This window comes from Pseudomonas sp. MIACH, from assembly GCF_001269925.1.
Taxonomy (GTDB): domain Bacteria; phylum Pseudomonadota; class Gammaproteobacteria; order Pseudomonadales; family Pseudomonadaceae; genus Aquipseudomonas.
The window spans coordinates 14,848-28,886 of sequence record NZ_LHVO01000053.1 but is presented as its reverse complement, the minus strand read 5'-3'; the positions used below and the strand labels follow the sequence as shown (position 1 = coordinate 28,886).

The window sequence follows — 14,039 nt, the reverse complement described above, 5'->3', positions numbered from 1 at the left end:
TGTAGTGCCGTTTTGCACGGATGTTTCGGAGGGTTACGGACAAGTTGGCGGCACTGCGCCATTGGTGGCCTTCTGAAGCCCGCGTGTTTCCTGGCCTGTAGCGGGGTGGTATTTTTTTGCAAGGGCTTTTTGTTGGGCTTGGCGCATTGCTCAACGGGCGGTCGGACGACATAATGTAGCCCCTTTTTTCAGCCCCTACATGTGGAAGGTTCCCGTGACTCAGAAGCCCGACCAGTGTCTTGGTGAATGGATCGACCGTGAAGCACTCGCAGAAGCGATGATCCCGCTTATCGGTCAGCTGTACCGCAATAACAATGTGGTGAGCTCGATCTATGGCCGCAGCCTGATCAACCAATCAGTCATCGCGATTCTCAAGGCGCATCGCTTTGCTCGCCATCGTTCTGCCGACGACAGCGAACTCTCCGTCCACGAAACATTCCCCCTGCTCAAGGCCATGAGCGAGCTCAAGCTCGGCGCGGCCTCGGTAGACCTGGGCAAGCTGGCCTACAAATTCCGCAAGGAAGGTGCCGGCCGCAGCGCCGAGCAGTTCGTGCGTGAAGAAATGGCCGATGTGGTTGGCCAGCAAAACGCCGCTGCCCGCAAAGGCACCGACGTTGTCCTTTACGGTTTCGGTCGTATCGGCCGCCTGCTGGCACGCATCCTGATCGAAAAAACCGGTGGCGGCGACGGCCTGCGCCTGCGCGCCATCGTCGTGCGCAAAGGCGCCGAGAACGACCTGACCAAACGTGCCAGCCTGCTGCGCCGCGATTCGGTACACGGTCCGTTCAACGGCACCATCGTCATCGATGAAGAAAACAACACCATCACCGCCAACGGTAACCTGATCCAGGTGATCTACGCGAAGAACCCGACTGAGGTGGATTACACCCAGTACGGCATCAAGGACGCCCTGCTGGTGGACAACACTGGCGTATGGCGTGATGCCGAAGGCCTCGGCCAGCACCTGACCTGCCCGGGTATCGACCGCGTCGTGCTGACCGCGCCTGGCAAAGGCAAGCTCAAGAACATCGTCCACGGCATCAACCACGGCGAAATCACCGCTGACGACAAGATCGTGTCCGCCGCTTCCTGCACCACCAACGCCATCGTGCCGGTGCTGAAGGCTGTGAATGACAAGTTCGGCATTGTTAACGGCCACGTTGAAACCGTTCACTCGTACACCAACGACCAGAACCTGATCGACAACTTCCACAAGGGCGATCGCCGTGGTCGCAGCGCCGCGCTGAACATGGTCATCACCGAGACCGGTGCTGCCACCGCCGCTGCCAAGGCCCTGCCTGAGCTGGCCGGCAAGCTGACCGGTAACGCGATCCGTGTGCCGACGCCGAACGTGTCGATGGCCATTCTCAACCTGAACCTTGAGAAAGCTGCTACCCGTGAAGAGATGAACGAGTACCTGCGCTACATGGCGCTGCACTCCGATCTGCATAAGCAAATCGACTTCGTCAACTCGCAGGAAGTAGTGTCCACCGACTTCGTTGGCTCGCGCCACGCCGGTGTGGTGGACGCGGAAGCGACCATTACCCAGGACAACCGCGTTGTACTGTACGTCTGGTACGACAACGAGTTCGGCTACAGCTGCCAGGTGGTTCGCGTGATGGAAGACATGGCTGGGGTCAACCCGCCGGCGTTCCCGCGCTAAGCCTTTGCACTGAATGAGAAAGCCCCGACTGGTTCGGGGCTTTTTTATGGCTGCTGGTTTTGTGTTGTCGAGCAGGGCCTCATCGGGAGCAAGCTCCCTCCCACATTTGAATGTATTCACAAGTCGACACGTGGGAGGGGGCTAATGCCAGTCAGTTAAGGCTTTTTGTAGGAGCGAGCTTGCTCGCGAAAAACTCACAGGCGCCGCGTTCATTCAGGAAGCACGCGTTATCGTTGACGTTTTTCGCGAGCAAGCTTGCTCCTACAGGAGGCGATGTGCGCTTAACTGACTGGCATTAGGGCAAGCCCCCGATAGCGATCGTTCAGTGGATGCATACTCATTTCAGCAGTTTGCCGCGCAAGTCATCGGACAAGCCCTTCGGCTCCAGCCAGATGCCCAGGTAGGCCCTTGCCAGCGCGTCGTTGCGGCTGCTGAACACCACCTGCCCATTGATCTCCAGATTCAGGCCACGGCCCGGGCGAAAGTCGAGGGCGTAGCGATCACCGCTGCGGATGTTACGAAAGTTGGCGTGCAACTGGTCGACTTCGGGCTTCAGGCGAGGGCTGGCTTGTTGGCGCTCCAAGGTGGCCGTCGCTGCCTTGATCACATCGTTGCGGTCGATGTCGCGAAAGTAATACAGCACAAGGCGCAGCGGCTGTTGCGAGTTCCATGCTTGCCTGGCGCTTACATTCTGCGGGGCATACAGCGCAGCCGCGTACACATCCGCCCAGAGGTAGGTGAACACCGTCTGGTTTTTCAGCGCCAGTTCATGGGTTTGTGCAGGAAAATCGGCTTGCCGGAGCCGGCCTGCCTCACTCGCCTGCACCACAAGCGAAAAAATCATCATTAAACAGAAAACGACATGCCGCATAATGGCTCGTCCTGCAAAGGTGCGTGTCAGCAGTGTAATGCCAGTTTCCTGTTCCTGTAGTAAAGGCAAAACTGGCCTACGACGCGACCAAGGGTTAATGTGCGCGGCGTTGAGCCTTATATAGACTGTGCCCCGGTTCACACACTTGAGCCAAATTGTCCTTCATGACCGCTGGCCGCGGCATGATTTAGCCTGGCGCCCAACCGTGCGCCTGGCCTGTTCTGAGGAGTACGCATGGCTGTCTACAACTACGACGTGGTGGTACTGGGTTCCGGCCCGGCTGGAGAAGGTGCGGCGATGAACGCCGCGAAGGCAGGTCGCAAGGTGGCGATGGTCGATAGCCGTCGCCAGGTCGGCGGTAACTGCACCCACCTGGGTACCATCCCGTCCAAGGCTTTGCGTCACTCGGTGCGCCAGATCATGCAGTTCAACACCAACCCGATGTTCCGGGCCATTGGTGAGCCGCGCTGGTTCTCGTTCCCGGACGTGCTGAAAAGCGCCGAGAAGGTGATCTCCAAGCAGGTGGCTTCGCGCACCGGTTACTACGCGCGTAACCGTGTCGACCTGTTCTTCGGCACCGGCAGCTTCGCCGACGAGCAAACCGTCGAAGTGGTGTGCGCCAACGGCGTGGTCGAGAAGCTGGTGGCCAAGCACATCATCATTGCCACCGGTTCGCGCCCGTATCGCCCGGCGGATATCGATTTCCACCACCCGCGTATCTACGATAGCGACACCATCCTCAGCCTGGGCCATACCCCGCGCAAACTGATCATCTACGGCGCCGGTGTGATCGGCTGTGAATACGCCTCGATCTTCAGCGGCCTGGGTGTACTGGTGGAGCTGGTGGACAACCGCGACCAGTTGCTGAGCTTCCTCGACTCGGAAATTTCCCAGGCGCTGAGCTACCACTTCAGCAACAACAACATCACCGTGCGTCACAACGAAGAGTATGAGCGGGTCGAAGGCCTGGACAACGGTGTGATCCTGCACCTCAAGTCCGGCAAGAAGATCAAGGCCGACGCCTTGTTGTGGTGCAACGGCCGTACCGGCAACACCGACAAGCTGGGCATGGAAAACATCGGGGTCAAGGTCAACAACCGTGGCCAGATCGAAGTCGACGAGAACTATCGCACCTGCGTGACCAACATCTACGGTGCCGGTGACGTGATCGGCTGGCCAAGCCTGGCCAGTGCGGCGCATGACCAGGGCCGTTCGGCCGCTGGCAGCATCGTCGACAATGGCAGCTGGCGTTATGTGAACGACGTGCCGACCGGGATCTACACGATTCCCGAGATCAGCTCGATCGGCAAGAACGAGCACGAACTGACCAAGGCCAAGGTGCCTTATGAAGTCGGCAAGGCGTTCTTCAAGAGCATGGCGCGTGCGCAGATCGCCGGTGAGCCGCAAGGCATGCTGAAGATCCTGTTCCACCGCGAAACCCTGGAAGTCCTCGGCGTGCATTGCTTCGGCTACCAGGCTTCGGAGATCGTGCACATCGGCCAGGCGATCATGAACCAGCCGGGCGAGCAAAATACCCTCAAGTATTTTGTGAATACCACGTTCAACTACCCGACCATGGCTGAAGCCTATCGGGTAGCGGCCTACGACGGCCTCAACCGGCTTTTTTGAGCGGCTCCGGCCGGTGGCCTGAGCCGGCCGGGGAGACCGATTTCAGTAATTCTCGAGGGTGGCAGTGGCCAAACCGGGAAAGTCTGTAATCAGGCTATCTACGCCGAAGTCGGCGAGCCTGCGCATCAGCGCAGGTTCGTTGACCGTCCACACGGATACATGCAGGCCCTGGCGCTGGGCTTTTTCCAGACGCTCGGGGGTGCACAACGTCCAATTCAATGCCAGAAACTCGCAGCCGTAGTTCTGCGCGACCTTCAGTGGGTCAAGCCAGGCATATTCGGCGACCAGCCCGCGTGACAGGTCGGGGGTGAGTTCAACCGCCGCTTTCAGCACTTCCCGCGAGCTTGAGGTCACCGTGACCTTGTCCATCAGGCCGAAACGCACGGCCATCTCACGAATTGCCAGCACGGTGGTCGCGGCGCGGGTGCGCGAGGCGCTTTTGACTTCCAGTTGCCAGTGATCGAAGTCGCACTGTTCGAACAGTTCTTCCAGGCGCGGAATCGGGCAAGGCTTGACCCAGCCCGGGCCGCCTTTGCGCGCGTCCATCTTCACCAGGTCTGCCGCTGAATACTCGACGACTTTGCCGCGTCGGTCGGCGGTGCGCTTGAGGGTCGGGTCGTGGATGACCATCAGCTCGCCGTCCATGGACAGGTGCAAATCCAGTTCGCAACGGCGTACACCGTGCTTGAGGCACTCCTGGAAGCTGGTCAGGGTGTTTTCCGGTGCTTCGCCTTTGGCACCGCGGTGGCCGTAGATCAGGGTCACAGTTGCTCCTTTACGCCAGGTTGTCTGGCGGGGTAAATACGAATTCAGGTGTCTTGGGCGTCGCTCTGTTCCCGCGCCAGGCGCCGTTCCTGCGCCTGTTTCTGCAGGATGTAGCGCGCCAGCAGCTGGCGTTGGGCATCGGTCATGGCTTCGAATTCCGTGCCGATGTCGAAGCCTGTGCCCTTGGGATCGCAATGGGTGACCCGCGCGCGCAACAGCAGGCCGAGGGCCTGGGGCATCAGCACCAGCTTGACCGCCAGGTGCGCACCGACAGTCAGGACGGTGGGGTGTTGGAAATCGATGCCGCCTTCGGAAATGATCACCGGTTGCGGGGCGCCGACCTCATCCAGCAGGCCGCGCGCCATGATCTGGCTGAGCAGGTCCACACGTTTGTTCTGGACCCGCAGGAAGGCGGCGAGGGTGCGGTCCTTCTCGCTGAGCTGGCGCAACAGGTGTTGGGCTTCGAACTCGCTCAGGTGCAGTTCGCTGAGCAGATTGAAGAGTGGGGAATCATCCAGCAACACTTCCTTGCTCGCCGCTTCGGGGGCAGACAGGCTTTTGATTTGGAGTGCGATCATGTCGTCGATACGGTAGTATTCGCGGCGCTCTTCTTCATCTAATGTCGACATGGCGAACCCCAGGTAACGGTAATGGTCTGAGTGTAAAGCTGCTTACCAGACCCCGCCACCGGGACGTCTTCTTTTCCTCCGAACAAGCCCCGACATGTTCAGACCTCTCTTCGTATTTATCGGCACGCGTTATACCCGTGCAAAACGTCGCAATCATTTTGTGTCGTTCATTTCCTTGACCTCGATGATCGGGCTCGCCTTGGGCGTGGTCGTGATGATCGTGGTGCTGTCGGTGATGAACGGTTTCGATCATGAGATGCGGACCCGCGTGCTGGGCATGGTGCCCCACGCGACCATCGAGGGTGATGCGCCCATCAGCGACTGGCAAAGCCTGGCCGCCAAGGTCAAGCAGAACCCCAAGGTCGTGGCCGTCGCGCCGTTTACCCAGATGCAGGGGCTGCTGACCAATGACGGCAAGGTGCAGAAGATCCTGCTCAATGCCATCGACCCGGCCCAGGAACGCAACGTCTCGATCATCGACAAGTTCATGTTGCAGGGCAAACTCGACGATCTGGCGCCCGGCAGCTTTGGCATCGTCATCGGTGACAAGGCGGCGGCCAAGCTCGGCGTGGGCATCGGCGACAAGCTGACCTTCGTCGCCCCGGAAGTCACCGTGACCCCGGCCGGCATGTTTCCGCGTATGAAGCGCTTTACCGTGGTCGGTACCTTCCACGTCGGTGCCGGCGAGATCGACGGCTACCTCGGCCTGACCAACCTCACCGACCTGGCCCGCCTGCACCGCTGGCAGCCGGACCAGGTGCAGGGCCTGCGCCTCAAGTTCAACGACCTGTTCGACGCCCCGCGCGGCGCCTGGGACATCGCCCAGCACCTGGGTGAAAGCCAGTATTACGCCCGCGACTGGACCCGCACGCACGGCAACCTGTACCAGGCCATCCGCATGGAAAAAGCCATGATCGGCCTGCTGTTGCTGCTGATCGTCGCGGTCGCGGCCTTCAACATCATCTCCACGCTGGTGATGGTGGTGAATGACAAGAAAGGCGACATCGCCATCCTGCGTACCCTGGGCGCCACGCCGGGGCAGATCATGGCGATCTTCATGGTGCAGGGCACCGTGATCGGCGTGGTCGGCACCTTGATCGGCACGGCGGTAGGCATCTTGGCCGCGCTGAACGTCAGCGCCGCCATCGCCTTGCTTGAAAAGGTGATCGGCCACAAGTTCCTCAACGCCGACGTCTACTTCATCGATTACTTGCCATCCCAGGTCCAGGCCCAGGATGTGTTGATGGTCGGCGGCGCCGCGTTGGTCCTGAGTTTCCTTGCCACCCTGTATCCAGCCTGGCGCGCGGCACGTACCCAGCCAGCACAGGCCTTACGTTATGAGTGAATCGGGCATGAGTGAAAAAGCAATCCTGAGCTGCCGCAACCTGGGCAAATCCTACGAGGAAGGCCCGGAGTCGGTTGTGGTGCTGTCCAACCTGCAACTGGAACTGCATCCCGGCGAGCGCGTGGCGATCGTCGGCAGTTCCGGTTCGGGCAAAAGTACCTTGCTCAACCTGTTGGGCGGCCTCGACACGCCGTCCCAGGGCAGCGTATGGCTGGCCGGCGAAGAGCTGTCGGCCTTGAATGAAAAGGCCCGTGGCCAGTTGCGCAATCGCTCGTTGGGCTTTGTGTACCAGTTCCACCACCTGTTGCCGGAATTCACCGCCCTGGAAAACGTGTGCATGCCGCTGTTGATCGGCAAGACCGCGATCCCCGAGGCGCGCCAGCGTGCCAAGGCCTTGCTGGAGCGCGTCGGCCTCGGTCACCGCCTGGAGCACAAGCCGGCCGAACTGTCCGGTGGTGAGCGCCAGCGTGTGGCAATCGCCCGTGCCCTGGTCAACAACCCAGGCCTGGTGATGCTCGACGAGCCGACCGGCAACCTCGACTCCCACACCGCCCAGGGCATCAAGGACTTGATGTTGGAGCTGAGCACCCAGATGCGCACTGCGTTCCTGGTGGTGACCCATGACATGAGCATGGCCCGCCAGATGGACCGCGTGCTGCACCTGCAGGAAGGTCATCTGGTCGCCATCTGACCTGTTTCAAGCCCGGTGCCTGACGCCGGGTTTTCTATTTTTCCAACGGTGCCCGCGAATGTTCAGACCGTTATCGATTTTCATCGGCACGCGCTATACCCGCGCCAAGCGCCGCAACCGTTTTGTTTCGTTTATCTCGATGACGTCGATGATCGGCCTCGCCCTGGGCGTGTTGGCGATGATCGTGGTGCTGTCGGTGATGAACGGCTTCCAGCGCGAAATGAGCTCGCGCATCCTCGGCATGGTGCCCCACGCCACTATCGTCGGGGTGAACCCGATCGATGATTGGCAGCCGGTGGCCGCTGCGGCGATGAAAAATCCGCAAGTGACTGCCGCCGTACCGTTCACTCAGATGGACGGAATGTTCTCCTACAAGGGCGCGATGCAGCCGATTGAGATCAGCGGCGTTGACCCGGCCCAGGAAGGCAAGGTGTCGATCGTGGCCCAGCATATCGTGCAGGGCAAACTGGAAGACCTGAAACCCGGCGAGTTCGGTGTGGTGGTCGGCGAAATCACCGCCCGGCGTTTTCGCCTGAATGTGGGTGACAAACTGACCCTGATCGTCCCGGAAATCAGCAGCGCGCCCGGTGGTATCACCCCGCGCATGCAGCGTCTGAACGTGGTGGGGATCTTCAAGGTCGGCGCCGAGCTGGATGGCTCCATGGCCCTGATCAACAGGGCGGACGCGGCCGAGATACAGCATTGGCAGCCGAACCAGGTGCAGAGCGTGCGCCTTGCTTTGAAAGACTTGTATGCAGCGCCCAAGGTCTCGGCGGACATCGCCGCCAGCCTGGGTGCAGGCTACAAGCCCGATGACTGGACCCACACCCAGGGCAGCCTGTTCAGCGCGATGAAGATGGAAAAGACCATGATCGGCTTGCTGTTGCTGATGATCGTTGCCGTCGCGGCGTTCAATATCATCGCCACGTTGATCATGGTGGTGAACGACAAGGGCGCGGACATCGCGATCTTGCGCACCATTGGTGCCACCCCTCGGCAGATCATGGCGATCTTCATGGTGCAGGGCACGGTGATCGGCATTGTCGGCACCCTGATCGGCGGCGTGCTGGGCGTGATTGCCGCGCTCAACGTGAGTGAGCTGGTGGGCTGGCTGGAGCGGGTGAGCGGGCAGCATATTTTCAGTTCGGACGTGTACTTCGTCAGCAACCTGCCGTCGGAACTGCAAAGTGGCGATGTGGTGCTGATTTGTACGGCCGGGTTTGTGTTGAGCTTCCTGGCGACGATTTACCCGGCGTATCGGGCGGCGAAGATTGAGCCGGCGCATGCCTTGAGATATTCGTAAGATTTGACACGGTCGTTGTCGGTCAATCAGTTTTTACAGGGGAGTGCACTGTACCTGTAGAGACTTTGTTTACGGCCAAGTCCTTAGCAGGTTTTTGCACTAAGACAGCTTGGCCGTATCAACACCTCCCTCTGCACGCAACTCTATGGTTGCCTCGTCCGGTATTGTATGCGCCCAATTGGCCAAGGGGTGGCCGATAGATTTTCTTCAGCGGGCACAGCTGTAAATGATCAGCGTCGTGCGCAGTCACTTCACCAGTGTCAGCAACCCAGTCACTCCCGGTATTTTCGGTGGGGGTAGGCTTTTCCTTATTAGTTAATTAACCATGATTGACGACTGGTTTTCAGGACCATTCTTCGTAAGAATAATGACTGTCGGTTTAGAGCGCTGGAATAAGCCTGTAAGTATGGCGCGCAAAGCCGGGAAGTTACGAGTGGTTACGGGGAATGTGAATATGAAAGAGCGGTTACTAAACTTATGTAAAAAGTATGATGTAGAAATCGTTAAATATTATAAACAAAGCAATGACCCTGCGTTGCGCAGCTATGATTTGACAAGAGGGGGTTGGTGTTTTGGCATGACGATCGACTGGTTGCGATGTAAGCGTAAGAGTATTGATTTCTGGGGGTCGCTCAATAGCGACTCGGGGAAGAGTCGCGTACGTTTTCTCATGGCGCGTCAAGAGATGGTGCTTCTAAAAGGCACTTTTGCAGATACGAAACCCCAGGTTCAGGCGGGAATGTCCTCGGCAGGCTTGGTGTTGCGCACTTTAGAACTATGCGCAGGGATTAATGATCAAGTGTGTGCGACTGCTTTAGTCAACTCGCTGTTACGGGGGGAGGGCCGATATAGATATTTCTCCATCCACGACGGCCTCGGTACTGCTCATGCGATGGGCTTTCTGCGTAGTCAAACGCAGCTTGTCTTCATGGATCCTAATGCGGGTGAGTTTGTATTTCCAAAGGAATCTGTATTTGGGCTTTGGCTGTTGGAATACTTGAGGTTAATGAGATACGAGTCAAAGGGGTTGCTAAGGACTTATTTGGTGCAATCTTTCGGTTGATTAGATTGCGCCGATTCTTGTAAGTGACTCTTTATCTTACGTCCGGATTCAGATTCCTTAGAAGATGTTGGCGTTTGGCCTTACCCGTGCAGCTTAATTATAAACCTTGTGCATCCCGCCTCTGATTCACAAAAAATCTTCCCCCCATGCGCTCTTACAATCGACTGGGTAATCGCCAGTCCCAGTCCGGCATGCTCGCTGCTGCCTTCATGGCGCGCCGGATCGGCCCGATAGAATCGGTCAAACAATCTCGGTAGCAACTCTGGTGGAATGCCTTCGCCGCTGTTCTCGACCGTCAGCGTTACGCCCTCCACCAAACTCACACGCACTTCACCGCCTGCTGGCGTAAACCGCAGTGCGTTATCGAGCAAGTTCGAAAGCGCCCGGCGCAACATGCCGCGATCACCCAGGGTATGGGCAGTGCCTTCACGCACCAGGCTGACGTGGGCGTCTTCTGCCAGCAAAGCGAAAAACTCCAAAAGGGCATCTACTTCAATCGCCAGGTTCAGGGCCTCACGTTTGGGCACCAGCAAACCGTGATCCGCCTTGGCCAGGTACAACATGTCATTCACCAATTGCGCCATCCATTGCAGCTCTTCCAGATTGCTGTGCAGCGCCTCGCGGTAATCCTCCAGTGGGCGCGGCTGGGTGAGGATGACCTGGGTCTGGGTCAGCAGGTTCGACAGCGGCGTGCGCAGTTCATGGGCGATATCGGCAGAGAACGCCGACAGGCGCTGGAACGCGTCGTCCAGCCGTCCCAGCATGGCGTTGAAGGCCTGGGCCAGTTCAGCCAGTTCCACCGGCATGTGTTGTTGGGGCAGGCGTTGGGTGAGGGAATGGGCCGACACGCTGGCGGCCACTTCACCCATGCGCCGTAACGGCCGCAACCCGCTGCGCGCGGCCCAGGCACCGAGCAGCGCAGTGGCCAGGGCCGAGAGGCCAACGGTGAGCCAGATCAAATGCTGCATGCGTTGCAGGAAGTGTTGATGGTGGGTGATGTCGAGCATCAGGCTCAATTGCGGTGAGTCGACTTGGCCGGCGTTCAGCGGTGCGTTGTAGACGCGGTAGTCGGTGTCGGCGTTTTGCAGGCTATGCAGGCCGGGTGCGGTAGGCAGGGTGACGCTCGGCGCATCGTCCAGCCAGCGCTGGCCGGCGGCGGTGATGCGCAAGGCAAGGTCGGGCTGTCGATTGAGTTCGGCGCGCAATTGCGCCTCGCGTTGGTTGAATGCTTGAAGCGAGTCGACGCCCTGCAAAGTGCTGCGCAATGCCACGAGCTTGCTGTCGAGTTGCTGCTGGTCCAACTCGATAAAGTGCGCCTCACTGGCCTGGTTGAACAGCACACCCGCAATCAGCGAGACCACCGCCGTACAGGCAGCAAACAACAGCGCCAGGCGGCTGGTGAGGGACAAGCGCTTGATCAATTGCACCGCTCCTCCAGCACATAGCCCATGCCGCGCACGGTGTGGATCAGCTTGGTGGGGAAGGTGTCATCGACTTTGAGGCGCAGGCGGCGGATCGCGACTTCGATGATGTTGGTGTCGCTGTCGAAATTCATGTCCCACACCTGAGAGGCGATCAGCGACTTGGGCAGCACTTCACCCTGGCGCCGCAGCAGCAGTTCCAGCAGTGAGAACTCCTTGGCAGTGAGGTCGATACGCTGGCCGTCCCGTTCGACGCGACGGCGAATCAGGTCCAGGCGCAGGTCGGCCAGTTGCAAGGCGGTTTCCTGCGGCGTGCTGCTGCCACGGCGCAACAGGCTGCGCACCCGCGCCAGCAATTCGGAGAAGGCGAAGGGCTTGACCAGGTAATCGTCGGCACCGAGTTCCAGGCCGTGCACACGGTCTTCCACAGCGTCCCGGGCAGTCAGGAATAGCACCGGCATGTCCAGGCCGGCACTGCGCACGGCTTGCAGGATCTGCCAACCGTCGCGGCCGGGCAGCATTACATCGAGGATCAGCAGGTCATAGTCACCGGTCAGCGCCAGGTGCTGGCCGCTGGTGCCGTCGGCCACCAGTTCGGTGGTGAAGCCAGCCTCGGCCAGGCCTTGGCGCAGGTAGTGGCCGGTTTTCGGTTGGTCTTCGACGATCAGCAATTTCATGGGCGGCTCTGGGTAACGGGTGACGAGAGGCTTTATACCGTGGGTGCCAGGGGAAGGGCGCAACCTGACAAAGTTGTAATCTAGCAGTCAGCTGGCTGGCAGCGGCGCAATCTTAGAGTGCTGTCCAAGCAGGTTGCACACTTTTGGAGAATCGAGATGGTATTGCGTACACCCCTGTTGTTGGCGGGCTGCCTGTTGGCGTTGAGTTTCAATGCCATGGCGGATGCGGCCCATACCTATGCGTTCGGCCGGCCGGCACCGGCTGAAAAGGCCACGCGTACTGTGGAAGTGACGCTGCAGGATATTTCCTTTTCGCCCAAGTCCCTGGACGTCAAAGCCGGTGAGACGGTGCGCTTTGTACTGGTCAACAAAGGCCGGTTGCTGCATGAATTCAACCTCGGTGACGCGGCGATGCATGCCGAACACCAGAAGGAAATGTTGCAGATGCAGGCCAGCGGCATGCTTACGTCCACCGGGATGGGCAAGATGGATCACAGTGCCATGGGCCACGGTGAGATGGGCGGCATGAAACACGACGATCCCAACAGCGTACTGGTGGAACCCGGCAAGACCGCTGAGCTGACCTGGACGTTCACCAAGGCCACTGGGTTGGAGTTTGCCTGCAACCTGCCCGGGCATTACCAGGCGGGCATGGTCGGCAAGCTGACCGTTGAGTAAGGCGTTTCTTAAGGGCGGGGGCAAAGGCTGGTAGACTGGCGCGGTTTATTTAGCCAGGTTTCCGCCATGCATCCCGCAGCCGAACATTCGCCGCTGGGCAAGTCCAGTGAATACATCTCCACCTACACCCCTTCGTTGCTGTTCCCGATTCCACGCGCCGCCAAGTGGGCCGAGCTGGGCCTGAGCGCCGAGACCCTGCCGTACAAGGGCGTGGACTTCTGGAACTGCTTCGAGTTGTCCTGGTTGCTGCCGTCGGGCAAGCCGGTGGTGGCCATCGGTGAATTCAGCATCCCGGCCGACTCGCCGAACATCATCGAGTCCAAGTCGTTCAAGCTGTACCTCAACTCGCTCAACCAGACCGCGTTTGTCGACGTGCAAAGCCTGGAAGCGACCCTGCGCAACGATCTCGGCGCCGCTGCGGGTAAACCGGTGGATGTACGCATCCGCAGCCTGGCTGACGTTGAAGCCGAGGGCGTGCAGGCGCTGCCGGGGGTGTGCATCGACGAGCTGGATATCAGCGTCAGCAACTATGAACACCCGCGCCCGGAGCTGCTGCGTTGCGATGATTCGCGCATGGTCGAGGAGAGCGTGCACAGCCACCTGCTCAAGTCCAATTGTCCGGTGACCAGCCAGCCCGATTGGGGCAGCGTTGTGGTGGAGTACCGCGGTGCGGCGTTGGATCACGCCAGCCTGCTGGAATATCTGGTGAGCTTTCGCCAGCACTCGGACTTCCATGAGCAGTGTGTGGAGCGCATCTTCCTCGACCTGCAGCGCTTGCTGAAGCCGGAGAAACTGACGGTGTATGCACGGTACGTGCGCCGGGGTGGGTTGGATATCAACCCGTACCGCAGCACTGAGGATGTGGCGTTCCAGAACGTGCGCCTGGCTCGCCAGTAAACAAGTGTGGGAGGGGGCTTGTCCCCCTCCCACATTTTGGTTCTGTGTCTGGCTTGAGTTCGGGTCAGATGCCCATATTGCCCAAGGTGATCATAATATTGCGCAATGTCCCGGAAATCACCGGGTGCTCAGCGTCGAACTCTATGGCAGCTTGACTCACATCGTCGGAAATACTCGGTGTCTGAGTAGCCGGCTCAAGTTCAAGTTGTAATTCGAACTTGGCAATCAAGGCCTCCAGCGCTTCACGTTTTTCTTGCGGCAGCGGCGGTTCCTGTTCCAGCTGCCCGCGCAGGATATTGACCTGTTCTTCCAGTTTTTTGCGATCAGGCATGACGTTCTTCCTTTTATCGATAGGCACTGGCATAGACCGCGGCACGCCGTGAAAGGTCTACGGACTGACCTGTAGA

14 protein-coding genes are annotated in these 14,039 nt (G+C 59.4%); 8 read left to right on the top strand and 6 right to left on the bottom strand.

The genetic code is table 11. From position 1 onward, the window contains the following. Positions 1–199 precede the first annotated feature (199 nt). A complete protein-coding gene (locus AD670_RS20560; RefSeq protein ID WP_053136545.1) occupies positions 200–1,663 on the top strand; it encodes a glyceraldehyde-3-phosphate dehydrogenase in 1,464 nt (487 codons plus the stop codon). A 337-nt stretch (positions 1,664–2,000) separates the two neighbouring features. Here AD670_RS20560 and AD670_RS20555 read toward each other — a convergent pair whose 3' ends face one another. Then, the gene (locus tag AD670_RS20555; protein WP_053136542.1) at positions 2,001–2,534 is read right to left on the bottom strand and encodes a chalcone isomerase family protein; all 534 of its coding nucleotides are present in this window, start codon (positions 2,532–2,534) and stop codon (positions 2,001–2,003) included. Between the two features lie 234 nt (positions 2,535–2,768). On the opposite strand from AD670_RS20555, the gene sthA reads away from it, so the two are divergent. Continuing rightward, positions 2,769–4,163: a Si-specific NAD(P)(+) transhydrogenase gene (gene sthA, locus AD670_RS20550; RefSeq protein WP_032888814.1), complete on the top strand. Its 1,395-nt coding sequence runs from the start codon at positions 2,769–2,771 to the stop codon at positions 4,161–4,163. Positions 4,164–4,205: 42 nt separating this feature from the next. On the opposite strand, the gene AD670_RS20545 is transcribed toward sthA, so the two are convergent. Beyond that, on the bottom strand, positions 4,206–4,928 hold the full coding sequence (locus AD670_RS20545) for a glycerophosphodiester phosphodiesterase (protein WP_053136538.1): 723 nt from the start codon (positions 4,926–4,928) through the stop codon (positions 4,206–4,208). Between the two features lie 44 nt (positions 4,929–4,972). Next, positions 4,973–5,557: a PilZ domain-containing protein gene (locus AD670_RS20540; protein ID WP_053136535.1), complete on the bottom strand. Its 585-nt coding sequence runs from the start codon at positions 5,555–5,557 to the stop codon at positions 4,973–4,975. Positions 5,558–5,651: 94 nt separating this feature from the next. Between AD670_RS20540 and AD670_RS20535 the strand changes: the two genes are divergently transcribed. The 4 genes from AD670_RS20535 (at position 5,652) to AD670_RS20520 (ending at position 9,959) form a co-directional block, all read left to right on the top strand. Then, positions 5,652–6,902 (top strand): lipoprotein-releasing ABC transporter permease subunit, encoded by a 1,251-nt coding sequence (locus AD670_RS20535; protein ID WP_053136532.1) that lies wholly within the window; start codon positions 5,652–5,654, stop codon positions 6,900–6,902. 7 nt (positions 6,903–6,909) lie between these two features. Beyond that, positions 6,910–7,593: a lipoprotein-releasing ABC transporter ATP-binding protein LolD gene (gene lolD / locus AD670_RS20530; protein ID WP_024074097.1), complete on the top strand. Its 684-nt coding sequence runs from the start codon at positions 6,910–6,912 to the stop codon at positions 7,591–7,593. A 58-nt stretch (positions 7,594–7,651) separates the two neighbouring features. After that, positions 7,652–8,896 carry a lipoprotein-releasing ABC transporter permease subunit gene (locus AD670_RS20525; protein WP_053136529.1) on the top strand — a complete coding sequence of 415 codons (1,245 nt, stop codon included), beginning with the start codon at positions 7,652–7,654 and terminating at the stop codon, positions 8,894–8,896. A gap of 325 nt (positions 8,897–9,221) precedes the next feature. Beyond that, positions 9,222–9,959: a YopT-type cysteine protease domain-containing protein gene (locus tag AD670_RS20520; protein ID WP_082341019.1), complete on the top strand. Its 738-nt coding sequence runs from the start codon at positions 9,222–9,224 to the stop codon at positions 9,957–9,959. A gap of 80 nt (positions 9,960–10,039) precedes the next feature. On the opposite strand, the gene AD670_RS20515 is transcribed toward AD670_RS20520, so the two are convergent. Together AD670_RS20515 and AD670_RS20510 are read right to left on the bottom strand one after the other, a co-directional pair. Beyond that, positions 10,040–11,380, bottom strand: a complete 1,341-nt coding sequence (locus AD670_RS20515; protein WP_053137483.1) for a heavy metal sensor histidine kinase — start codon at positions 11,378–11,380, stop codon at positions 10,040–10,042. After that, positions 11,377–12,057 (bottom strand): heavy metal response regulator transcription factor, encoded by a 681-nt coding sequence (locus tag AD670_RS20510; protein WP_053136523.1) that lies wholly within the window; start codon positions 12,055–12,057, stop codon positions 11,377–11,379. The genes AD670_RS20515 and AD670_RS20510 overlap by 4 nt, the downstream gene beginning before the upstream one ends. Before the next feature lie 156 nt (positions 12,058–12,213). Between AD670_RS20510 and AD670_RS20505 the strand changes: the two genes are divergently transcribed. Then, positions 12,214–12,735, top strand: a complete 522-nt coding sequence (locus AD670_RS20505) for a plastocyanin/azurin family copper-binding protein (RefSeq protein WP_053136520.1) — start codon at positions 12,214–12,216, stop codon at positions 12,733–12,735. A gap of 66 nt (positions 12,736–12,801) precedes the next feature. Next, positions 12,802–13,632, top strand: coding sequence for an NADPH-dependent 7-cyano-7-deazaguanine reductase QueF (gene queF / locus AD670_RS20500; RefSeq protein ID WP_053136517.1), 831 nt, complete (start codon positions 12,802–12,804; stop codon positions 13,630–13,632). Between the two features lie 64 nt (positions 13,633–13,696). Here queF and AD670_RS20495 read toward each other — a convergent pair whose 3' ends face one another. Then, positions 13,697–13,963 (bottom strand): DUF4404 family protein, encoded by a 267-nt coding sequence (locus AD670_RS20495; RefSeq protein ID WP_053136514.1) that lies wholly within the window; start codon positions 13,961–13,963, stop codon positions 13,697–13,699. Positions 13,964–14,039: the final 76 nt, after the last annotated feature.